The 21535-nt window shown below is 67.7% G+C and carries 19 protein-coding genes; 3 read left to right on the top strand and 16 right to left on the bottom strand.

Translation table 11 applies throughout. The features are described 5' to 3' along the window. Positions 1-6 precede the first annotated feature (6 nt). From ACWV14_RS12660 to ACWV14_RS12605, 12 genes are all read right to left on the bottom strand, one after another. A complete protein-coding gene (locus ACWV14_RS12660; protein ID WP_454908929.1) occupies positions 7-402 on the bottom strand; it encodes a hypothetical protein in 396 nt (131 codons plus the stop codon). Positions 403-442: 40 nt separating this feature from the next. Next, positions 443-937 carry a pentapeptide repeat-containing protein gene (locus ACWV14_RS12655; protein WP_454908928.1) on the bottom strand — a complete coding sequence of 165 codons (495 nt, stop codon included), beginning with the start codon at positions 935-937 and terminating at the stop codon, positions 443-445. A 26-nt stretch (positions 938-963) separates the two neighbouring features. Then, on the bottom strand, positions 964-1164 hold the full coding sequence (locus ACWV14_RS12650; RefSeq protein WP_454908927.1) for a hypothetical protein: 201 nt from the start codon (positions 1162-1164) through the stop codon (positions 964-966). A 79-nt stretch (positions 1165-1243) separates the two neighbouring features. Further along, positions 1244-1582, bottom strand: a complete 339-nt coding sequence (locus ACWV14_RS12645) for a hypothetical protein (protein ID WP_454908926.1) — start codon at positions 1580-1582, stop codon at positions 1244-1246. Beyond that, positions 1579-3393, bottom strand: a complete 1815-nt coding sequence (locus ACWV14_RS12640; protein ID WP_454908925.1) for a DUF6531 domain-containing protein — start codon at positions 3391-3393, stop codon at positions 1579-1581. The genes ACWV14_RS12645 and ACWV14_RS12640 overlap by 4 nt, the downstream gene beginning before the upstream one ends. A 61-nt stretch (positions 3394-3454) precedes the next feature. Further along, the gene (locus tag ACWV14_RS12635) at positions 3455-6463 is read right to left on the bottom strand and encodes a type VI secretion system Vgr family protein (RefSeq protein ID WP_454908924.1); all 3009 of its coding nucleotides are present in this window, start codon (positions 6461-6463) and stop codon (positions 3455-3457) included. A gap of 396 nt (positions 6464-6859) precedes the next feature. Then, on the bottom strand, positions 6860-9034 hold the full coding sequence (locus ACWV14_RS12630; protein ID WP_454908923.1) for a LamG-like jellyroll fold domain-containing protein: 2175 nt from the start codon (positions 9032-9034) through the stop codon (positions 6860-6862). Between the two features lie 94 nt (positions 9035-9128). Beyond that, positions 9129-10322: an MFS transporter gene (locus tag ACWV14_RS12625; protein ID WP_454908922.1), complete on the bottom strand. Its 1194-nt coding sequence runs from the start codon at positions 10320-10322 to the stop codon at positions 9129-9131. Beyond that, positions 10322-11446, bottom strand: coding sequence for a chorismate synthase (aroC, locus tag ACWV14_RS12620; RefSeq protein ID WP_454908921.1), 1125 nt, complete (start codon positions 11444-11446; stop codon positions 10322-10324). The genes ACWV14_RS12625 and aroC overlap by 1 nt, the downstream gene beginning before the upstream one ends. A gap of 32 nt (positions 11447-11478) precedes the next feature. Further along, complete coding sequence (locus tag ACWV14_RS12615; protein ID WP_422085982.1) at positions 11479-11676, bottom strand: hypothetical protein; 198 nt, start codon at positions 11674-11676, stop codon at positions 11479-11481. A gap of 139 nt (positions 11677-11815) precedes the next feature. Next, the gene (locus tag ACWV14_RS12610; RefSeq protein WP_454908920.1) at positions 11816-12280 is read right to left on the bottom strand and encodes an SRPBCC family protein; all 465 of its coding nucleotides are present in this window, start codon (positions 12278-12280) and stop codon (positions 11816-11818) included. After that, a complete protein-coding gene (locus ACWV14_RS12605) occupies positions 12166-12627 on the bottom strand; it encodes an ArsR/SmtB family transcription factor (protein ID WP_454908919.1) in 462 nt (153 codons plus the stop codon). Before ACWV14_RS12605 ends, ACWV14_RS12610 begins: the two co-directional genes overlap by 115 nt. A gap of 119 nt (positions 12628-12746) precedes the next feature. Here ACWV14_RS12605 and ACWV14_RS12600 point away from each other — a divergent pair, with 119 nt between their 5' ends. From ACWV14_RS12600 to ACWV14_RS12590, 3 genes are all read left to right on the top strand, one after another. Next, positions 12747-13586 (top strand): class I SAM-dependent methyltransferase, encoded by an 840-nt coding sequence (locus ACWV14_RS12600; protein ID WP_454909628.1) that lies wholly within the window; start codon positions 12747-12749, stop codon positions 13584-13586. Positions 13587-13657: 71 nt separating this feature from the next. Next, positions 13658-14611, top strand: coding sequence for a prolyl aminopeptidase (gene pip / locus ACWV14_RS12595; protein WP_422085980.1), 954 nt, complete (start codon positions 13658-13660; stop codon positions 14609-14611). A gap of 68 nt (positions 14612-14679) precedes the next feature. Continuing rightward, the gene (locus ACWV14_RS12590; RefSeq protein WP_081267020.1) at positions 14680-15102 is read left to right on the top strand and encodes a cupin domain-containing protein; all 423 of its coding nucleotides are present in this window, start codon (positions 14680-14682) and stop codon (positions 15100-15102) included. Positions 15103-15113: 11 nt separating this feature from the next. Here ACWV14_RS12590 and ACWV14_RS12585 read toward each other — a convergent pair whose 3' ends face one another. From ACWV14_RS12585 to ACWV14_RS12570, 4 genes are read right to left on the bottom strand one after another with little or no spacing between them, the layout of a single operon-like run. Then, complete coding sequence (locus ACWV14_RS12585; protein WP_454908918.1) at positions 15114-18080, bottom strand: bpX6 domain-containing protein; 2967 nt, start codon at positions 18078-18080, stop codon at positions 15114-15116. Then, positions 18064-19926 carry a hypothetical protein gene (locus ACWV14_RS12580; RefSeq protein WP_454908917.1) on the bottom strand — a complete coding sequence of 621 codons (1863 nt, stop codon included), beginning with the start codon at positions 19924-19926 and terminating at the stop codon, positions 18064-18066. Before ACWV14_RS12580 ends, ACWV14_RS12585 begins: the two co-directional genes overlap by 17 nt. Further along, complete coding sequence (locus ACWV14_RS12575; RefSeq protein WP_454908916.1) at positions 19923-20375, bottom strand: bpX5 domain-containing protein; 453 nt, start codon at positions 20373-20375, stop codon at positions 19923-19925. Before ACWV14_RS12575 ends, ACWV14_RS12580 begins: the two co-directional genes overlap by 4 nt. Next, a complete protein-coding gene (locus ACWV14_RS12570) occupies positions 20372-21496 on the bottom strand; it encodes an AAA family ATPase (protein ID WP_454908915.1) in 1125 nt (374 codons plus the stop codon). Before ACWV14_RS12570 ends, ACWV14_RS12575 begins: the two co-directional genes overlap by 4 nt. Positions 21497-21535 lie beyond the last annotated feature (39 nt).

The raw sequence follows: 21535 nt of genomic DNA, 5'->3' as shown, positions 1-21535 counted from the left end.
TGCTCTTCAAGGCTGGATCACGCAGTCCTTCATCGTGAGAAATGCCGACCCCATCGCGAAGCCGACCTCGCAGCTCGCGGTGAACTTCGCACCGCTGCGCATCTCGCCCATCTTCTGGCTCTGCGCGTCGTCCGCAGGTGTCAGGCGCGCCAACTCCTGGCTGCCGCGCACATCGGCGGCGCGGATCAGCGAAGTGCCACCGAAGGAATCGGACGCTTCGATGACCACCGCCTGGAACTGCACGCGCTTGCCGTATTCCGGCATGCCCAGCGCACGACGGCCCTGCTTCTCGTAACTCTGGTGCAGCTTGGTCAGTGTGGTTTTCGTTTCCGCTTGCGCAGCACATAGAGAAGCGGCGCCCAGGAAGACAGTGGCGACAAGGATGGTCTTGATGTTTTTCATGAACATGGAATCGATGAAGTGATGAGGTGCCGGTGAGGGCTCAGTTGATGTTGGCGCCCTGGAACTCGAGCTGTTCGAAGGTGCTGCCCGTGAAGTCAACGCTGCGTCCCTGCAGCCCCTGCGCGTGCACCACGGTGCCGCTGCAGTCCAGAACGCCGACGTCATTCCAGCTGCCGCCAGCGAAGCTGATGTCGTCCCACTGGCACTGCCTGAAGGTGCTGCTTCCGATGCTCGCGCCGTCGAAGTTCGCGCGCGTGAAGCTGCAGTTGACGAAGGTGCACCCGGTGATCGAGATGCTGCTGAAGTCGCACTGGCTGAAGCTGCAGCCCGTGAACTGGCAGCCGCTCCAGCCCGCCTGCCTGAAGCTCGTGGCCGTGAAGCTCGTGCCTGCGAAGGTCGTCGCGGCGAACTGCGCAAGGCCCAGGTCGAGCCCGGCGTAGGCAAAGCTGTCGGCCTGACCGACCAGTCCGGCGGGAGCACCGCCTGCGCCTTTGCGCCACATGTCGTGGGCGAGGATGATGATTTGGGAAGACACTCGATGCCCCTCGGTTGGTCGGCTCTTCAGCGAGACAGATGCTTCTGAAGGACTCGGCCGCTGAACTTGTCGATCAGCAATCGGGGTTCCGCCAGGCCCGGCAAGGCACCGCGATGGCCTTGCGGCGACTTGTTCGACGCTTTCCATGCGAGCCGAGACTTTCCATCCTCCCAGGCCACGGCAATCGCCTTGGCCGCCAGGCCATCGGCTTCGATGATTTCGTTCATTCTTTTCTCCCTTGCAAAATCGAAAGCCGCAGCTCGGCCGGCTGCGGCATCTTTTGAAACAGTCCCAGCGCCAAGGCCACTATCTGCTTCCCCGCTCACGAAGTATTTCGCCCGTGGTCCTGGAAGCGATGTACATGATCGACCGCCCCAACCTGCTGGCGTTGCCGAGTCCCTTCTGCCCCGGCGGCAGCCTGGCCGAGAAGGCGATGCCGACGGAGTCGACTCCGTCTTCGTCCTCGCCGTTCTCTTTTCGCCTCTCGGCGATGCGGACTTCGAAGTTGTTCAAGTCTTGTCCGGTCTTCTCGAACAGCCTGAAGGCCTCAGCCAACGCGATCACCACCGGGGCGTTCAGCACCAGCTGATTCGGCGACTCGATCTCGAAGAGCGGCACGCCCGAACCATCGAGGCCGCTGCTCACGGACGCGAGCCCCGGGCCTTCGCGCGTGCCGCTTCGATTTCCTTGAGCAGGTCGCCCGCCTCCGCATTGCCGTTCTTCGCCGACTCCGCCGCCCAGTGCGCGGCCTCGGCGAGGTCCTTGCCGCTCATGTAGAGGTCGTAGGCGAGGTTGTGCTGCGCGACGACGTGCCCAGCCTTGGCCGCGATCGTCAGCCAGCGGATGCGCTGAGCTTCGTCCGAAGACGCGAAGGTGTAGTACAGCGAGAGACGGAACGCGGCCTCGGCGTCGCCGGCCTCGGCGTCGCCGGCCTCGGCCTTTGCGGCCAGGTCGGTTCGCTGCGCTTGCGTCAGTGCATGGGACTGTGCGCCCGAGAGGGGCAAAGAAGAAGAGGCTGGTGCAGCTTCGGGCTTGTCCATGGTTTGGTTCTCCGTTGCGTAAGAGACTGAGAGGTTCAGAAGAAGAGGAAGCATCACTGCCAGCTTCGCGCCGAACCTGAGATCGATGTTCTTCATGACTTGGGGTTGAAGGTATGCCAGACGCCGGGATCGGCGGTGTCCATGGTGCCGTCGGCCTTCTGGCCGGCAGGCTTGTAGGCACCGTGGGGTGATGTCCACGCGCATGCTGTAGGGGGTGATCCAGCGTGCGCCGAGGCTGCCATGGTCGAAGGCGTCGAGGTCGCTGGCGTAGGTGCGCGCCCATTCGATCGGCAGCGGCGCTGCGAGAACGAAGTCGGTGTGAGTGAAGCTCTCATCACCCATCGAGAGACTGATGGAGCCGCCTTTGCGCGCTGGCGCCGGGCGATTCTTGAGAGCGCACCCTCGTCCGTTCGCTGGCGCCTGCTTGCCGATATGCCCCAGTTGGTCACCGGGCTTGTCCTTCTGCGCCACAGCACCCGCCTGCGGAGCCACGATCGCCGCGCGCTGGCCCTTCCTCTTCAGCAGCGCATCACGCAGCTTGTGCAGCAGCCACATGATGCTGGCCTGCGACTCCTTGTCCGCCAGCCTCGAGAGCTGCCCACGCAGCTGCTGCTTGAAGTCCAGCATCTGCCCGATCACACCGTTGACCCTACTCGCAACGCCATCGGGCAACTGGCTCGCCGCCGCCTTCGCCACGTAGTTCGCCGACTGTTTGGTGTAGCGCACTGCCGTGCCCCACATCCGGCTCCACGTGCTCTGCGTCTTCGGGTCGTGCACCTTGGTCTCCGGCGACGCCGGCGTGCCCACCGCAAACAGGTCCTTCTGGCCCAGAACGCGACGCATCACGTCCACCAGGTTGTCGATGATCTTGTCGGCCAGGTCCGCGCAGCTCTTGAGGATGCCGTCGAGCTTGGCGATCGCACCGTCGATGAACTTGTCCAGCTCGCCCATGATGGTGGCGTTCAGGTGGCCCACCAGCGTGGTGACGATCGCCTCGCCCAGGTTGGAGGCCGCCGTCTTGAGTTCCTGCCTCACCAGGTGCAGCGTCGGCCTCAGGCTCATGCGCGCGGCCGCCATGCTCGGCGGGATCGGAATCAGCCCGATCAGGTTGATGCCCAGGCTCACCCAGTTCAGGAACGCATCGACGCTGTCCTTGGCCTTCTTCTCGACGATATTGATGATGTCCAGGAACACATCCACCAGCGCCATGATGTTGCCGACGATCGGGATGCTGCCCAGCACCATCGTCAGGCGCTCCAGCGTCACGTAGCCTCCGCTGAACGAACGCAGCCAGTCGTCCACCGCCTTGCTCGCAGCGGCGACGTCTTCCTTCACGATCGTGTTCAGCGGCGCCACCGCCGTCTGGGGTTCGCGCTCGGTTGCCTGCGGCTTCGATGCCGCTTCCTGTTCTGCCATTTTTCTTTTTCTCTCGCGCTCTCGTTTCAGGTTGGATGGCCCCCGGGGCCGCCGGGCAGGGTCAGCCTGCGAAGCCCGGCGTTCTGCCCGTGGAGGCAGGGTTCGCAGCTGCCGTGGCGATGCCCGGCGGCTTGATTCCGCCGGAAGCAACGCCGCTCATCACGCCGGTGATCGGCACGCCCATCGGGCCGAGCTTGGCGCCCGCCGCCTGGATCGCCATGCCGGTCGCCGCCTGGCTCGCCTGGCCGAGCAGCGCCTTGGCACCGCCATGCTGGATCGCCTGCGCCGCGCCCACGGCCTGCTGCGCGACACCGGCCGCTTGCGTGACCTGGTTCAGCGCGCTCGCCGCTTTGCTGCCCATGCCGGCCACGCCTGCGAGGGCGCCTGCGGCCCCGCCTGCAGAGCCAGCCAGTCCGGCGGCGCTGCCCACGAGGCCAGAGATGCCCGGGATGCCTGACACGCCCCCGCCCGCTCCGCCTGCGGCCGCGCCGGTCGCCCCTTTCGCCTTCCAGTCCTCGGGCGTTCCGTAGTAGCTGCCTTCGTCCCACGGGTCGCGCGGATCCTTGCCGAACGTGACCTTGGCGGTGCCGATGGGCAGGCCCGACACGGTCGCGAAGCCGTTGCGGTCGAAGGTGCCGGCGTGCGTGCCGCCTTCCGAGTCGACCACCGTGAAGTCGCCTTGCGCCACGCCCTGACGCTTTTCGCCGGTCGGCTTGATGTACTGGTGGTACAGGTCGAGCTGCCCCTTCGGCACCTGGGGCGGATTGGGCAGCGCGGGCTTGCCTTGGCTGGCGGGCCCGACGAGGCTGTGCACCGAAGCGTGCTCGCGCCAGATGCCGGAAGTGCCGTGCTCGATCCCGCCGGAGCTCCAGCGGGTGTAGCTCGAGCCCCCATTGATCACCACCTCTTCCTTCGCGTGGATGGTGATCTTGTTGGCCGTCTGCGTGATGTTGAGCTTGGCCAGCACGTTGACGCTGTCCTTCAGCGCCTTGATGTCGATGTCGGCGCCGGCCGCCACGAGCCGCATGCCTGCCTTGGAGGCGAACATGCGGATCGCGCTCTGCACGCTCACCAGCAGGCTCTTGCCCGCGCTCAGGCTCGTGTGGCCGCCGCTGGTGAGCGCGCTGTGCTCGTTGCTCACGATGTGCGTCGAGCCCTGCGCCACTGTCTGCAGCCCCTTGGCACTGGCCAGGGTCATGTGCGCTTCCTGGAACTCTGGGAACTCGCCCTGCTCGCGGTTGCCGCCCTGTCCCTTGATGGCGTCGTTCTGCTCCTTCAGGCTCGTGGTGACTTCGTCCTGGTCGCCGGCATCGTGGGCCTGTGCGCCCTGCGCCACGCCGCTCAGGCCCTCGTGCAGGTCACGCGCCTGCGTGAGACGGCCGACCGTCTCGCTCATGTCTGTGGAATGTGCCTGGGCATTCGGGCGCGCCTCGGTGGTCACCAGCAGCCCCTTGCCCGAACGGACAACGCCATGCCCGTCAGTGCGCAGCTCAAACCCCTGCCCTCGCGGCTCCTTGCGCCCGGCCGTGTCCTCGATGCGCCCGATGTGCCCCACGCTCAGCTGGCTGGCCTGGTGGTCGCTTCGCAGCTGCGCCTGGATCTTGCCCTGCGTGTCGTCCAGCACGAGGTGGTTGCCGCGCCCGCCTCCGAGTTCGCGGCTCCTGATGCCCGACAGGTGCTTCTGCCCCGGCAGTTCCCACGACGGCATGGTGTCGGCGTTGTGCACGCAACCGGTGACGATCGGGTAGTCGGGGTCGCCATTGAGGAAGTCGACGATCACCTCCATGCCGATGCGCGGCACGCTGGTCATGCCGAAAGTGGCGCCCGCCCACGCAGTGGACACGCGCACCCAGCAGCTCGAATGCTCGTTCTCCTGGCCGAGGCGGTCCCAGTGGAACTGCACCTTGATGCGCCCGTACTTGTCGGTCCAGATCTCCTCGCCCGACGGCCCCACCACCATGGCGGTCTGCGGGCCGCGGGTGCGCGGCTTGGACGTGGTGCGCGGCGGGCGCCAGGCGTAGCTGGTGGGCTGCGCCTCGAAGGCGAAGCGCTGCACGGAGCCCTCGGTGCCTTCCGCGCCCTCGCTGGCCTGCAGGTTCTCCTGCAGGTGATAGCTCACGCCCACGAGCAGGTACTGCTGGTTCTGGTCGGCCTTGGGGTGCCCCGTGAGGCGCAGGGTGTGGCCGGTGGCCATCTCGCGCAGGTTGGAGCGCCCGGTGACGCGGCTTCGCTGGCTGAGCTGCTCCTCGTTGCGGATGCGCGCATAGGCCTCGCCGTCGCCGTGCTGAACGAAGCCGCCGGGCCATTCGTAGTTCTCGTAGCCGTCGTGGTCGTGCCCGGGCGGCATCTGGCGCAGGTGCGACAGCTCTGCCTTGGGCTTCTCGAAGTCGTAGTCGTCGTTGTAGTGGTGGCCGGAGCGCACTTCCTCGGCGATCTCCCAGGCGTAGATGCGCTCGCGCTGGCCCATGCCGGACTTCTCCAGCGGGTGGTAGCGCACTTCCTCGCCGCCAGGCAGCGGGCCGTGCGAGTTGGCGATGTCGTCGGCGAACACCAGCACGTGCTGCGCCGCCTCGTGCCTGAAGTGGTAGTAGATGCCCTCGAGCTCGCACAGGCGCGAGATGAAGTCGAAGTCGCTCTCGTGGTATTGCACGCAGTAGTCCCACACCCGGTAGTCGCCGCGCGTGAGCTTCTTCTCGATGGGGTGGTCGTAGCGACCTAGCACTTCCATCACGATGTCGGGCACGCTTTTGCCCTGGAAGATGCGGAAGTCGCTGCGCCGCGTGGCCAGCCACAGCCAGGGGCGAAGCCTCATACGGTAGAAGGAATGGCGCGCGTCTTCCTGCTGCAGTCCGAAGCGCGTGACGATGCCGCCCAGGTAGCGCACCCCGCCTTCGGTCTCCACCGCCACGGTGGACGCCTTGCCCAGCAGGGTCTTGGGGTCCACCGCGTTGCTGCTGCCGAGCAGCTCGACGTCGAAGGCGTACAACTGGCTCAGCGATTCGCGGCCTACCAGTTGGCGGAACTGCAACGCATCGCCTGCCGGCGTTTGGATGGTGACGCGGCGGCTCATTGCGGCGCCGCGTCAAAGCTATAAGGCAAATCGCCTATCTGCAATTCGCCCAATAAGAATATCGTTAACAAATTGAGCATTTAGCTCGCCTCCCCTTTGCACGTTTTAGCCTTTATTTTAAATGTTCATTTATGGGAAGAGGCAATTGGAAAATTCTTCAATTCACAAGCGGAAAAAAGTTCTCCTTCGAGGGAATTGAAAGGAATACAAATAGCAAGGAATCGGTAAAGAAATGGTTTTCAATGGCGGCTGGCAAGGATCACCATCGCCGCCAGAACCACGGCCAATAGCGCCATGAGCAATGACCCGTGTTCAACGCGACCGCGATCAAGGCCGTGGCGGAATTCCTTTCCGTCACGGCCTCGTTCCTGGCGCCGTGCTGGCGCGGATGTTGGTTCAGCCCGGCTTGCGCGCCGTGAGCCACTGCGAAGATGCGAGGGCCGCAGCCACCACGCGCACTTCGCCGATGTTGCCGAAGAAGCCATCTGCGCGGGCACCATCCCAGGAGCCACCGCCCACCACCCACGCAGAGGTGGCCGACAACGTGGCCAGTCCCGGCGCTGCCGTCGCATTGCGCAGCACTGGCGCTCCTTCGACATACATCGTGGTGTCGTGCGACACCGGGTCGTTCACGATCGCGATGTGCACCCAGCGGTCTGCAATCACCTCGCCGGACCAGTTGGTCTTGGGGTTGGGAGGGACGCTCGAGCCCGGCACGACCTCCCACTGCACCTCGCGCAAGCTAGAGATGGCGAACAGCATCGGGGGCGACTCACCATCGCCGGCCGTGAAGCCTGGCAGGTCGCCGCGGCGGCCGTCGCGCGTCATGATGTTCATCCACGCCTGGTTGTTGCTGGTCCAGCTCTTGTCGATCTTGATGAAAGCCTCGATGGTGTAGCCGTTGTCCAGCGTCTGGGCGTTGATCGGTGCCGCCGCATCGGTGAGGAAGTAGCTGAGCCTCGGCGTGTTCTTGTTGGTGTTGAGGAATCGCACCGAACCTGGAGCGGCCGACAGGTAATGCCGGTCATCGGTCCAAACAATGTCGCCGTCTGCAGCCCCCACGACGCCGCCTTGGTTGAGCGCATCGCGATGCAGCGGGTTGTTGCCTGTGACATCGGCCACGACGGTGCCCGACAGCACCGGCTGGTTGACCGTCCCGCCAAAGAAGCGCCAGTGCGCCAGCGTGTTCGCGACCTTCGGATAGTCCTCCGAGTTCGCCGCAGGCCGCTGCTCCAGGGTGGCCGGTTCCTTGTAATTGGTAAGGATCATCGTGCGGGCCTTGTCGACCAGCGAACTGTCGATGGTGGCATTGCCGGTGCCGAAGCTCTTGTTGAATCCGGCGAAGCGCTGCGAGAAATCCATGTCGATTTCGAAGGCTTCGTTGGGCGTGGTGAGCACGGCCTGGTCGAAGGCGTTCAGCGTGGCTGCGGGCTTCTGCGGCACCCAGGGCGAGAACGACAGCACCTTGATCTTCTTATTCGTGAGGTCGAACTCGTAGAGCCGCATCAGGCCATTGCCGCCCTGGTAGGCCATCTGATAGTCGACCACCATCTCCTCGACCTTGCGGCCGAAGTCGTTGATCTTCGTGAGATGCGCCGCGCCATGGTGGTGGCCATTGAGCGTCATGAAGATCTGGTCGTTGCCGCGGATCAGCTTGTCCCAAAGCATCTTGCCGTAGTCGGTTTCGAGCGGGCTCGTGCCGTCGGGCGCGATGTTGAGCAACTGGTGGTTCACCAGGATCACGGGCAGCGTCGGGTTCTTCGCGATCATCTGGCGGGCCCAGGCAATGCCCGCGTCGGAGATGCGCCACGACAGCGACAGCACCATGAATTTCTGGCCCTGCGCCTCGAACACGTGGTATTCGTGGAAGCCGCTCGGGTCGCGTGCGCCGAACGTGGCCTGCTTCTTCGCGCGCTCGGCGCCGAACCACTGGATGTAGGGCTCGTTGGCAGGAGTGCGGTCGGCATCGGTGCCGCCGACAGGGTCGATACTGTAGTCGACGTCTCTCAGCACATCGTGGTTGCCGGCCAGCACGCTGTAGGGCAGCTTTGCGTCTTCGAGCACCTTCATGGCGGCATCGGCCACCTTCCACTGATCCGGCTTGCCGACCTGGTCGACCACATCGCCAAGGTGGATGGTGAATGGAATGTTCAGTGCCTTGGCGTTGGCTGCAATCCATTTCGTCTGTGCGGCGAAGGGGGCGCTGCCAAAGCGCTTGTCATATTGGTCGCTCTCGGCCGCGGTGGCGTAGCGCGCGTAGAACTGCGTGTCGGGCATCACGGCCAGCGCGAAGCTGGATATCTTGGCTGCGGCAGCTGGCGGCGGCGATGCCGACGCGGGAGCGGGAGCAGGCGCGGGCAGCGGACCGAGAGCAGGTGACCCGCCACCACCGCCACCACAGGCCGCAAGCAAGGCGCTGCTGCCGCCGACGGTCAGAAGCGATGCCCCAAGCTTGAGCACCTGGCGGCGCGGCGGAGTGCTGTTGCCATTGTTATGTTCGGCGGCATTCGATTCGATAGGCGAAAGGATGCGCGGCGCGCGGGCGCCGCGCGATTCGTCGGAAACGGACATGGAAAATTGGGAGAAAAGATTACGAAGCGGGCAGCGTAGAAATCTGCAGTGACGCGGGCATTTAAGGCCCATGACACTTTTCTCGCGGACCACATCACCCCCTGCCCGCGCGCTCCACCCGTTCCAGCGTCACCACGCGCCACGCACACAAGCTGCCGAGCACCGCCAGCGCAGCCGCCGCGGTGAACATGGTGCGATAGCCGAAGGCCTGTGCCACCGCACCGCCGAGCAGCACACCCAGCACGCCGCCGAAGCCATAGCCGATCACCGTGAACAGCGCCTGCCCCCGCCCGCGCAGCTGGCCGGGAAAGCGGCGCGACACCACCGCGATGCAGGTCGTGTGATGCGCCGCGAAGCTCAGCGCATGCAGCCACTGCGCCACGATCAGCGCAGCAACGAAGCCGCCCAGCCCCGCGGTAAGGCCCAGCCGCGCGACGGCGGCGATGCCGCACACCAGCATCCAGCGCGGCATCGGCAGCAGGCCGATCAGCCGGCCCTGCAGGAAGAACCACACGATCTCCGCCACCACCGACAGCGCCCACAGCAGGCCGATGGTGCTCTTGCTGTAGCCGATGGAGTCGAGGTAGAGCGAAAAGAAGGCGTACACCGAGAAGTGCGACATCACCTGGAAGAACAGCGCCGCGAAGAACCACCGCACCGCGGGGTTGCGCAGCACCGGCCCGATGGGCACCTTGACGGCGTCATGCGCCGCGGGCGGCTCGCGCAGGTCGGGCAGCTTCATCGTCGCGATCAGCACGATGGCCAGCGTGCCGGCGGCCCAGGCCGGAAAGTGCTTCATGCCGAAGCGCTCGAACCATTCGCCGGCAAAGAACACGGTGACCAGGAAGCCGGCCGAACCGCACAGCCGGATGCGCCCGTAGCGGCCCCAGTCGCCCGCCACGAGCTGCGCCATTGCGGCCTCGGTGAGCGACATCATCGAGCTGGTGTGCGTGAACATCACGAGCAGCACCAGCGCGAGCCACCAGGCGCCGCCGTGCCACCAGAGCCCGAAAGAACTGGCCAGCGCCACCGCCGCGCTGAAGCGAAGCAGCTTCACGCGCTGCCCGGTGTGGTCGCTCAGCGCGCCCCATGCATAGGGCGCGAAGACCCGGGTGATCGACTGCACCGAGGCCAGCAGGCTGATGGTGAAGATCGGCAGCCCCAGGTCCTTGAGCCACAGCGGCAGGTAGGGATTGAAGAAGCCGATGTGCGCGAAATAGCTGGCCGACAGGCCAGCGAACGCCAGCAGATGGCCGCGCCCGGCGGCCACGGACGCCGGCGCGGACACTAGAGGAAGGACGCCTTGGGCGAAGAGGCTTCGGTCTTCTCGGCAGCGTTCTGCTGTTGCTGCTCCACATCGCCGCACTGCGCGCGGTTGCGCAGCACGTGCTCCATCACCACCAGCGCCAGCAGCGACTCGGCGATGGGCGTCGCGCGGATGCCCACGCACGGGTCGTGGCGGCCCTTGGTGACGACCTCGACCGGGTTGTTGTGGATGTCGACGGACTGGCGCGGGCTGATGATCGAGCTGGTGGGCTTAATCGCGATGCTCACCTCCAGGTCTTGCCCGGAGCTGATGCCGCCAAGGATGCCGCCTGCGTTGTTGCTCAGAAAGCCGGTGGGCGTGATGGAGTCGCCGTGCGTGGTGCCGCGCTGCACGACGCTGTCGAAGCCGGCGCCGATCTCGACCGCCTTCACCGCATTGAGGCCCATCATCGCGTAGGCGATTTCGGCATCGAGCTTGTCGTACAGCGGCTCGCCCAGGCCCACGGGCACCTTGGTGGCCGTGACGCGGATGCGCGCGCCGCAAGAATCGCCGGCCTTGCGCAGGCGGTCCATGTAGTCCTCCAGCGCGCTCACGTCGGCGATGGGGGCGAAGAAGGGGTTGTTGGGCACGTGGTCCCAGCTCTCGAACGGAATGGTGATCTCGCCGATCTGCGTCATGCAGCCGCGGAAAACCATGCCGTACTTTTCGGCCAGCCACTTCTTGGCGACCGCGCCGGCGGCCACGGTGGGTGCGGTCAGCCGGGCCGAGGAGCGCCCGCCGCCGCGCGGATCGCGAATGCCGAACTTCTTCCAGTAGGTGTAGTCGGCGTGGCCGGGACGGAACTGCTGGGCGATCTGCCCGTAGTCCTTGCTGCGCTGGTCGGTGTTCTGGATCAGCAGCGCGATGGGCGTGCCGGTGGTCCTGCCCTCGTAGACGCCAGACAGGATCTGCACTGCATCAGGTTCGTTGCGCTGGGTGACGTGGCGGCTGGTGCCGGGACGGCGACGGTCCAGGTCGGCCTGGATGTCGGCCTCGCTGAGCTCCATGCCGGGGGGGCAGCCGTCGATGACGCAGCCGATGGCCGGGCCATGCGACTCGCCGAAATTGGTGACCGCGAAGAGTGTTCCGAAGGTGTTGCCGCTCATGGCTGGGATTATCCCTACAAAGCGGCGCCCCCTCAGCCGGTCGTGCTTTCGGGCGCATTTTCCATGCGCTTGCTGAGCACGCCCAGCTGCAGCTCGATGGAGAACAGCCGCTCGTTCAGTACCGCAGTCTGGAGCCGGATCGCCTCGATGATGGCCCGGGTCTGCGGGTCGGGGGCGTTGTCGCAGAGTTCGGCCAGGTCATGCAGCTTCTTGCGCAGTTCGTTGCTCATGGAAGGCTCCGGTGATCGATCGCGTCATGGGAGCCGCCAGTATGGGGTTTCGTCAACGCTCCGGCAATGCGGCCGCACCCGCGGCATCGAATGGATGCATGCGCGGCGGCGGTGACGCGAGCGGTGTGTGGGGGCCAGCTCAGGTGGTCAGGACCAGCCAGCTTTCGAGCTTGACCAGGGCCCCGCTCCAGCCATGGTGGTGCGCGTCGCGCGCGGCTTCGTCGAAGAACTGCTCGTGCAGCAGCACCAGTTCGCAGCCTTCGGAATCGGGCTCGATGCGCACCGTGACGCGCGACTCGCGTTCCGGCGTGCTGCGCCATGCCCAGCTGAAAACCAGCTTGCGGTTCGGCACCACCTCGAGGTAGGTGCCGCTCACGTCGTGCGTCTCGCCGTCGTTGGCGAGCATCTGCACGCGGAAGCGGCCGCCCACGCGGAGGTCGACCTCGGCGATGGGCACCGCGACGATCTCGTCCGGACCGAACCAGAGCTTCAGCGCTTGCGGGTCGGTCCAGGCGCGCCAGACTTTTTCGGGCGAGACGCGGTAGTGGCGCCGGAGGGTGAGCGTGGGGCGACCTTCGGTGCCTCGGGGGGAAGGGTTCGCCATTCGGTTTCCTCCTGGTGGTGGAGAAAGCGCGCCAACGCATCGAGGCGCCCGCTCCAGAATCTTTCGTAACGCGACAACCACACGGCGGCCTCCTGCATGGGCCGGGGGGACAGCGCGCAGCGCACGATGCGGCCCTCTTTCGTGCGAGAGATCAGGCCGGCGTCTTCGAGCACGCGCAGATGCTTCATGAAGCCGGTGAGCGACATGCTGTGCGGCTCGGCCAGTTCGGTGACGCTGAGGCTGCGCTCGCCCAGGGTCTCGAGCACCGCACGGCGCGTGGCGTCGGAGAGCGCGGCAAAGACCGCGTCGAGGGTGCCGGGGTCGGAATCTGCGGTTGAGTGAACCATGCGGTTGAGTATCTTGGAAGGCCCGGAGGCCCGTCAAGCCACGCTGCGCGGTGCCGCGGAAGCCGTCAAACTGGCAGACCAGCCATCGTCCGGAAAGGAGCACTGACGTGAATGACGTGATGCCAGACAGCACCGCAGCACGGGTCGCCTTGTGGCGTGCCCTTCATCTCGAACTCGACGCGCCTCCGCATGTGCTGGAGGACGAAATCGGCCTCCGGCTGCTTGCGCCCGACAAGGAATGGCGCAGCCGCGCAGACATGGACCCGCAATTCACGCGCCCCTTTCGCGCCTCCATCGTGGCGCGGGCCCGCTTCATCGAGGACCTGGTGGTGGAACAGGCCGGCCGGGGATTGGAGCAGTACGTCATCCTCGGCGCGGGGCTCGACAGCTTTGCGCAGCGGCGGCCGGAGCTTGCCTCAGGCCTGAAGGTGTTCGAAATCGACCCGCCGGGTCCACAGGCATGGAAGCGCCAGCGGCTCGTCGAACTGGGGCTGGGAGTGCCCGACTGGCTGCGCTTCGTGCCGGTCGATTTCGAGGCGGGCGGCTCCTGGCGGGACGGGCTCGCGGCAGCTGGGTTCGATGCGGGCAAGCCGGCGATCGTGGTGTCCACCGGCGTCAGCATGTACCTCAGCAAGGAGGCGAATGCAGCCACCTTGCGCGAGGCCTCGAGCTTCGCTCCCGGTTCGACCTTCGCCATGACCTTCCTGCTTCCCCTGGACATGGCAGACCCCGAAGTGCGCCCCGGCCTGGAGATGGCCGCGAAGGGCGCACGGGCCAGCGGCACCCCCTTCATCAGCTTCTTCGCGCCACCGGACATCGTGGCGCTGGCCCGCGAAGCCGGCTTCAAGGAAGCGCGGCACGTCTGCGCGGACGACCTCGCCCGGCGCTACTTCGCGAACCGGACGGACGGCCTTCGCCCGCCAGGCGGCGGGGAAGAGCTGCTGGTGGCGAGCACGTAGGCCGCGAAGGCCGGGTACCGGGCGATATGCTCGCCTTCGACATACCGGCACCCGACGAAGGAGAACCATCGATGCCCGACCTGCGCCAGCTGTATCCCCCGATCGAACCCTATGAGAGCGGAATGCTCGACGTGGGCGACGGCCACCGCATCCGCTACGAGCGGGTGGGCACGCCGGGCGCCAAGCCGGCGGTGTTCCTGCACGGCGGCCCTGGCGGCGGCATCTCGCCCGATCACCGGCGGCTGTTCGATCCGGCCCGCTACGACCTGATGCTGTTCGACCAGCGCGGCTGCGGCCTGTCGCAGCCGCATGCCGGCCTGGAGGCGAACACCACCTGGCACCTGGTTGCCGACATCGAGCGCCTGCGCGAACGCGCGGGTGTCGACAGCTGGCTGGTGTTCGGCGGCTCCTGGGGCTCCACGCTCGCCCTCGCCTATGCACAGAAGCACCCCGAGCGCGTGAGCGAGCTGGTGCTGCGCGGCATCTACACCGTGACCCGCGCCGAGCTGAACTGGTACTACCAGTTCGGCGTGTCGGAGATGTTCCCCGACAAGTGGGAGAAGTTCCAGGCCCCCATTCCCGAGGCCGAGCGCGGCGACATGATCGCGGCCTACCGCAAGCGGCTCACCGGCGACGACCCGGTGGCGCGCCTCGAGGCGGCGCGTGCCTGGAGCGTGTGGGAGGGCGAGACCATCACGCTGCTGCCGAGCCCGGCGCTCGCCGAAACGCATGCCGGCGATCATTTCGCGCTGGCCTTCGCGCGGCTGGAGAACCACTATTTCGTGCACGACGCCTGGCTCGAAGAAGGCCAGTTGCTGCGCGATGCGCACCGGCTGCACGGCATTCCCGGCGTGATCGTGCACGGCCGCTACGACATGCCCTGCCCCGCACGCTTCGCCTGGGCGCTGCACAAGGCATGGCCGCAGGCCGAGTTCCACCTGGTCGAAGGCGCAGGGCATGCCTACTCGGAGCCCGGCATCCTCGACCGGCTGGTGCGCGCGACCGACGGCTTCGCGAGGCGCTGAGCCAGGTTGGCGGGAACGCTTTATGCGTGCTGCGGCGCAGCATCATCACCCCCGCGAAGGAGCGCCCCATGCTGGACCGTACCGCCACCCAGTTCTCCCACGTCAAGCCCGGTGACACCGAGTTCGTCTCGGGCGGCTTGCGCGACTTCTTCCTCTACCGCGACCTGGGCATCGCCGAGGCCACCAACGGCAAGGTGATCGCGCACCTCGTCAAGGCCAACATGGCACCGGAAACGGGCACCGGCTGGCACCGCCACGAAGCGGACTTCCAGATCGTGATCATGGTCAAGGGCTGGGCCCGCTTCATGTACGAGGACAAGGAAACGCTGGTCGAGGCCGGCGACGTGGTGCACCAGCGCCCGGGCATCCGGCACTTCCTGTTCGACTACTCGCCCGACATGGAGTACCTGGAAATCGTCTCGCCGGCGGACTTCAAGAGCATCGACGTCGAGCCGGTCTGCGAGATCCCGCCGCCCACGCCCTGGAAGTAGCAGCGACCGACTCAGCGAATGGCGAAGCCCGCCGCCGTGCTGCGCGCGGTGTCGAGGTGCAGCACGCGCCCCTGGTCGTCGAACAGCAGCCAGCCGCCGGGCACCGCGCGTGCGCACATCTGCGCCGCGGCGGGCCAGGACACCCTGGCACCGAGGCGGCCGCCGCGCAGCTGGTGGAAGAACACGTCGCATGTCGTGTCGAACAGGCGCAGCACCATCCAGTCGCTGTCGATCCACGACTGCACGTGGCCGGCGTCTGTGGTGAAGAAGCGAAGGCGGCCGTTCATTCCGCCCATGCCCAGCCAGCTCAGTTCGAGGCTGCCGTCCTCCTGCGGATCGCCACGCAGGCCCAGCGGCACCAATTGGGGATGCAGCATTCGCCGCGACATTGCACCCGGCGAAACAGCCAGAGGCTCGCGGCTCAACAAGCGCCGCTGCGGGCACTGGTATCGCCAGAGGCTCGGCCCATACACATCGTCGTCGACGATGAACTGCTCCATCTCCCGCGTGGCCGACAGCTCGGTCACCACGCCGGGCAGGTCGTTCACCTGCCAGAGCACGTCGCGCAGCGAGCGGCCCGTGTAGATCACCTGCACGCGCCGCCCGTGTGCCACGGTCCAGCCGATGCCGTCGAACTCGCCGGCGAAATGGTCGATCTCGCTCAGGCCGAGGTCGCTGACCTGCCGCTGCACGAGGTCGATGCGGCTCACGCGCCACAGGCCGTCACGCTGCGCGAGTGCCAGCGCGAGCTGGCCGCTGTGCGCCACCACCAGGCGGTACGCCGGCACGGCAAAGCGTGCGAGCACCCGGCCGGTGGCGTCGGTCATGAGCGCGCCGGCCTCGCCGGTGGCGACCAGATAGCGGTCTTCGTCCAGCAGCACGGCGTCCAGCACCGCGTGGGCGCCCGCGGCGGGCGCCTCGAAGCTCAGCGGTGCCGATTGCGCAAGAAGCGACCTGGCCTCGGTGCCGGGCAGCTCGCCGCCCGGAAGATCGGCCTGCAGCAGGGTGTCCGGGTTCAGCCGCAACAACGACTGCAGCGCTTTCTTGTCGAACCGGCCCCGCCCCTGCGACTGATCGGCCAGCAGCGCCGGCGTCAGCACGGCCACCAGCCCGCGCGAAGCTTCGGTGTGGCCCGTCGCCGCGTTCAATGCGGCGGCCAGCGCCGCGCGTTCGCCGTGCAGCGACGGATCGTCGCGCAGCGACTGCAGCCGCGCCGCGCAGGCCTGCAAGGTGTCGGGCAGCAACAGCGCGCGCTGCACCAGCGCACGGGCGGCCAGTTGCCCACCCGCGGCCTCAGCGGCCAGCAACCAGGCGGCGGCCTGCTCGCGCAGCGCGACCACCGGCCACACCGCATCGACGGCCTTGAGCCACTCGCCCTGCTGCGACAGCGCCTGGCCCCATTCCTCGCGCAGCCGGTTGGCCGCGTCGGGCCAGCGGTCCTGCAGCTGCAGCACGGCGCTGGCGAATGCGTTGTCGCGCCGCGCCACCGCCAATGCGCGGCGCCAGTCGCCGGCCAGGCACAGCAGACGAACGATGACGGCCGGCGGCCAGTCCCAGGCCAGCGCGAGTTCGGCGGCCTGCGCGTGGCGCTGGTGCTTTTCCAGATAGTCGAGCGCCTCCTGCCGCGACTGCAGCAGTTCGGCCAGCACGAACACGGCCTCGTCGACGCGGCCTTCGCGATCCAGCTTCTCGAAGGTCTTGCGATAGAGCTGGCGCAGGTGGGCCTCGAACTCATTGCCGAGATTGATGCTGGGCCCCTGCCCCAGCGAACCGCTGAGCGAAAGGTCGCTGCGCGGCCCCGGCGTGCCGAAGGCCTGCCCGAGCGACTGCATGTCGCCGCCCAGCGGAATCGCATGGCGCAGCGCCTGTTCGAGGTTGCCGTCGTCGAACATCTTGAGCATGCGGCTCAGGTACGCGGCCTGCTGGCGGCCGAGCAGGCGTGACAGCCGCGACGTGATCGCCAGGCGCGCCATCCAGTCGCGCCATCGCGAGCGGTCCGGCTGCGCGGTGCCGCGTTGCTTCAGCGGCTTGGACGACGATGCGGCCGCGCCCGGCCCCGTCCCCGGTTTTGGCACGGCACGCCGCGATGCGCGCCCCACCTCGCGCTCATTCCTGCGGGACCCCCACCACGCCAGCAACAGCACCAGCGCGAACACGATCAGCGACACCCACAGCGAAGACGCATCGACCTGCGAGTCGGCCATCCGGGTTTTGGCGGACGCTCCCGGTGGCACGGCCGGCGAGCCCGACAGCCCGTAGAACAACGCACGCGCCAGGAACAATGCCGCCGCGATACCGGCCAGCCACGCCACCGCGCGCATCGATATGCCCGCTCCACTGCCGCGAGGGGTGCTACCGGGGGCTGCGGTACCCGGCGGCCCGGCATCGACCTGCCGCAGGGCCTTCTCCCGCTGGGCGCGCTCGGCCATGACCTTGAGAAACTCTGCCTGCTCGGCACTGGCTGGCGGCACGGCGTCGCCGAGCACCTCGCGCAGCGTGCGTCCCTCGGCATCGAGCACGACGGGCTCGGGCAGGGTCTCGCGGCAATCGAAGGTGTCGAACAGCACCGGGCCGGGCGCCAGCCAGAGCGATGGATCGAGCGGCTCGGCCTGCGCGAGCCGCAACGCCAGCACCTCGCCGCCGTTCACCAGCCAGACGTCGGCCGGCGGCAGTCCGGCGCGCTCGGCGGGGTCGAGTTCGGCGGAACAAAGCGCCTGCCCCTCCCTACGCAGCGGCCAGCCGATGGCATGGTCGCAGTCGAGCGACGCCGGCGCCGCGAAGCACAGCAAGTCGCCCTCGGCGAAGCGAAACGCCTGCGCGCCGGCGTGCCAGGCATCGACGATGCGGCGGGAACGCGCGGCCTCGTCGAACCAGTCCGACGGAAACCAGAGCCCAGCCACCGGCTGCCGGCCCTTGAGCAGCGGATGGCGCACCTGCGCGGCGGGCATTGCGGAGGGGAATTCAGGCGGCGTTGGCATCGCTGCTCGCTCCTTCGCCATGCAGCACCGCGCGCAGCGACCGCTGGGGCACCGCGTAGACGATGATTTTCTTGTGCACCGTCAGCATGACCGCCAGGCCGGTGCAGGGGCACACGCTGATCCGCTCGATGCGTTCGGGCGCCTTGTAGATGGTTTCGCTGCCGGCCTGCGAATGCAGGTCCAGCCCGTCGAGCGATGGCGACAGGCTCAGCAGCGCATGGCGGCCGTGCGTGCTGTCGTCGATGAGCGCCTCGGCGCGCGGGGCACGCATCTCGAAGGTCGTCCACTTCTGCGGATACACGCCATGCCGCCCGCCGGCGGACGCCGGATCGGGCTGGTGGATGCGCCAGACATTGTGCGGCTCGGTCGCGACGCGCAGCGCCATGCCGCCCACGCCGCTGCGCCACTGCCAGCCATTGGCAAAGAGCACGCGCGTTTCAGCGACGCCGGAGCAGATCACTTGAACCGGCACCGGCCCACCTGCGGCACCCAGGCGCTTCAACACCAGCTGGTTGTGATGAACCGCGGCGTAGACCACCCCCAGCTCGGACCACTGCAGCATGCCGACGACATTGCCATCGACCAGCGTCGGCGCGCCGGCCTCGGGGTTCGGCTTGACGCCCGGCATCATGTTCCACATCACGAGCTTGCCGGCGCGGTCCATCATGCAGACGCGCTGGTGCTCCCTGTCATGCAGCCATGCGGAAGGCAGCCAGACCGCCAGCCCGGGCGGCGCGCGGAACTCCTCCGCGTCTGGAGTGGCGAAGTTGCCGAGCCCGGGCACCTGCCAGAAATGCATCGAGCGGTCGTAGCTCAGCAGCGCACCGATGCGCTTGCCCAGCAGCATGACCGCCAGAGGCACGAACGACTGGCCCCAGTACTGGTACTTGGGCTTGGCGGCCTTGCGCTGGCCATCGGCAGGCACGGCGAACACCAGCACGCCGGGCTCGTCGAGCAGCTGCACCGCCACGTGCGTGCCGATGGGCGAGATGACCGGCGGCCGCTGCAGCGAAATGCGGCCGCGGTGGCGCCGGTGCAGGTTGGCAGGCGCCCTTGGCGTGAACTCGCCACGCAACAGCGGCACGCCGGCCTTCGCCGACGGCAGCGGCAGCTGTGCGCGGCGCAGCCCGCTGCGATCGCTCAGCGACACGTCGAGCACGTCGCCCAGCACCGCGCGCTGCAGGCACACGCGGTGGCTGGTCCAGCGCTCGTTCGCGGGTTGCTCCGCCGGAGCCGCACCGACGAGCCAGCTCTCGCCCGGCACGTGGTCCAGCCCGTCCAGCACTTCGCGCCAGGCGCTCGCGTGCGCGGGAGTGCCGACGTCGAAGTCTCGCGCCTTGAGCAGCGAGCGCAGCTGTTTCGCGTCGTCGGCGCCGTCCAGCCCGCCGGGCAACTGCAGCACGCCCCACTGGAACACGCCACCGCACTGCTGCGCGCGACGGGCCAGCAGTATCCAGAGCGCGAGCTGCCCGAGCCGTGGCGCACCGAACTGCCGCGGCCCGGCATCGAAGATCGCGACGATGCTCTTTTGGGCTTCACGTGCACGCGGGCGCGGCGCCAGAAACAGATGCTCGCTGGAAGCGGCGCGGCGCAGGAACTCGTCGGGCAACTCATCGGCCAGCAACCACTCGGTGGCGAGCAGGCGTTCGTAGGGGCCGCGGCGGCGCAGGTCGTCGAGCCCGTCGGGCTCCGGCACGCCGCCGCGCATCTGTCCTCTGAAGCGCCCCAGCAGCGGCTGCATGCGCTGCACCAGCGCTCCGAGCTCGGCGGCCATCTCGGGCGTGAACCATGCGAGCCAGGGGCTCCAGGGCTTCAGCGCGTCGGGAAGTTCGGTGGTCGTGTTCATGGGCGCGTACCGCTCCAGTGCGTGCCGATGCGCGCGAGCAGTGCGGCAGACAGCGGCAGCAGCCGGTCGAGCGGCAGCACGCATGCCGGGCGGGGCCAGAGCAGCAAAGGCTGGCGCTTCGGATGCTCGCGCTGCAGCCGCCGCGCGATCAGGTCCAGGGGCAGGTCGGGCACCTCGACGGTGGGCAGCCACAGGCCCGGCGCTTCGTCGGCCGGCCCAGCGTAGGCCACGTCGTCGACCCAGGGCAAGGCATCGGCGTGGCCGGTCACCACCAGCAGGTCGTGCCCGGCCATGGCGCTGAGCTCGGCCTGTTGCTCCGGCCTGAGTTGTTGCAGCCGCGCATGCAATGCGCGCGCCGCCGTGCCCCATGCCACCGCGGCCTGCGCGGGCAAGGGGTCGGCGCGCGGGCGCCAGCGCCATTCGAGCGGCGTCACGACACCACCGCTCATGCGGCGGCGGCCAGGCGATCGACGAGCTGGGTGCGCAAGACGGTCAGGCTTTCGGGCAGCAGTTCGCTGCTGAAGTTGGCGTCGATCTCGCGCAGCACGCTCTCGGCCTGGGTGCGTGCCGACGTGGGCTCCGCCGCGAGGCAGGCGCGCGCGGACTCTGCCAGCCGCACGGCGCGCGACAGCGGCTGCAGCGTGGCTTCTTCCACCGCGCTCAGCAGGTGCGGGTGCGTGGCGTTGGCGAAGGCATCGCGCAGCACGTCGCGCGCGCTCTGCTGCGCTTCTTGCGTCGGCAGCACGTAGAGCAAAGGCCAGAGGTCGGCCTCGGTGGTTTCGAGCCGGCCCGCCAGCACGGCGGCGGCCGCCAGCAGGCGCTGCGACTTCACGATGCGCCGGTCCGACAGCTGCACACCCGCCTGGCGCAGCTTGCGGATGGCATTGGCCAGCGCCGGCTGCACGCCACCGAGACCGACCTGCCGCAGCTGCTTGCAAAGCACGTCCAGGTCGGCCAGCGCACCGGCCGCGGCCACTGGTGTGTGGTCCGACTGCCAACCGCCGCTCAGCATGGCTTCGAGCTGGTGGTCGGGCAAGGGCTCGATGAAAACGTGCAGCAGGAAGCGGTCGCCGAAGGCCGCAAGCCCCTCGTCGTCGGGCAGCGCGTTCGCAGCACCGACGCACACGCGCAGCGGGCAATGCAGTTGCGTGTGGCCACGCCGGAAGCGCCGCTCGTTGAGCACGCCCAGCAGCGTGTTGAGGATGGCGGTGGAGCCGAGGAACACTTCGTCGAGGAAGGCCACGTCGGCCTCGGGCAGCATGCCGCTGACGTCGGTCTCGACAGTGCCTGCGCGCAGCTTGTTGAGGTCGACCGGGCCGAACAGTTCGGACGGCTCGGTGAAGCGGCCCAGGAGGTATTCGAAGTAGCGCCCGCCTAGGCTCTGCGCCACGCGCCGCACCACCGCGCTCTTGGCCGTGCCGGGAGGCCCGACCACGAGCAGATGCTCCTGTGCCACGGCCGAAAGCACGATCAGTTCCGCCAGTTGTTCGCGGCCGACGAGGCCGGTGGTGGCGGCGCGGATCGCCTGGCGCACATGCTCTGCGGAAGTCTGGAGAGAGTTGGAAGTCATCGGGGAAAAAGCGGTCTGCTGGACGTCAACGGGCCCACA

This window comes from Variovorax durovernensis, assembly GCF_977011995.1.
Note: the sequence above shows the minus strand (reverse complement) of the source record. Positions and strands in the feature narration are given on the sequence as shown.

Coding starts and splice junctions, on each gene's coding strand:
- ACWV14_RS12660 (WP_454908929.1), bottom strand. CDS start 402: ATGAAAAACATCAAGACCATCCTTGTCGCCACTGTCTTCCTGGGCGCC.
- ACWV14_RS12650 (WP_454908927.1), bottom strand. CDS start 1,164: ATGAACGAAATCATCGAAGCCGATGGCCTGGCGGCCAAGGCGATTGCC.
- ACWV14_RS12640 (WP_454908925.1), bottom strand. CDS start 3,393: ATGGCAGAACAGGAAGCGGCATCGAAGCCGCAGGCAACCGAGCGCGAA.
- ACWV14_RS12635 (WP_454908924.1), bottom strand. CDS start 6,463: ATGAGCCGCCGCGTCACCATCCAAACGCCGGCAGGCGATGCGTTGCAG.
- ACWV14_RS12630 (WP_454908923.1), bottom strand. CDS start 9,034: ATGTCCGTTTCCGACGAATCGCGCGGCGCCCGCGCGCCGCGCATCCTT.
- aroC (WP_454908921.1), bottom strand. CDS start 11,446: ATGAGCGGCAACACCTTCGGAACACTCTTCGCGGTCACCAATTTCGGC.
- ACWV14_RS12615 (WP_422085982.1), bottom strand. CDS start 11,676: ATGAGCAACGAACTGCGCAAGAAGCTGCATGACCTGGCCGAACTCTGC.
- ACWV14_RS12610 (WP_454908920.1), bottom strand. CDS start 12,280: ATGGCGAACCCTTCCCCCCGAGGCACCGAAGGTCGCCCCACGCTCACC.
- ACWV14_RS12605 (WP_454908919.1), bottom strand. CDS start 12,627: ATGGTTCACTCAACCGCAGATTCCGACCCCGGCACCCTCGACGCGGTC.
- ACWV14_RS12600 (WP_454909628.1), top strand. CDS start 12,747: ATGCCAGACAGCACCGCAGCACGGGTCGCCTTGTGGCGTGCCCTTCAT.
- pip (WP_422085980.1), top strand. CDS start 13,658: ATGCCCGACCTGCGCCAGCTGTATCCCCCGATCGAACCCTATGAGAGC.
- ACWV14_RS12590 (WP_081267020.1), top strand. CDS start 14,680: ATGCTGGACCGTACCGCCACCCAGTTCTCCCACGTCAAGCCCGGTGAC.
- ACWV14_RS12585 (WP_454908918.1), bottom strand. CDS start 18,080: ATGCCAACGCCGCCTGAATTCCCCTCCGCAATGCCCGCCGCGCAGGTG.
- ACWV14_RS12580 (WP_454908917.1), bottom strand. CDS start 19,926: ATGAACACGACCACCGAACTTCCCGACGCGCTGAAGCCCTGGAGCCCC.
- ACWV14_RS12575 (WP_454908916.1), bottom strand. CDS start 20,375: ATGAGCGGTGGTGTCGTGACGCCGCTCGAATGGCGCTGGCGCCCGCGC.
- ACWV14_RS12570 (WP_454908915.1), bottom strand. CDS start 21,496: ATGACTTCCAACTCTCTCCAGACTTCCGCAGAGCATGTGCGCCAGGCG.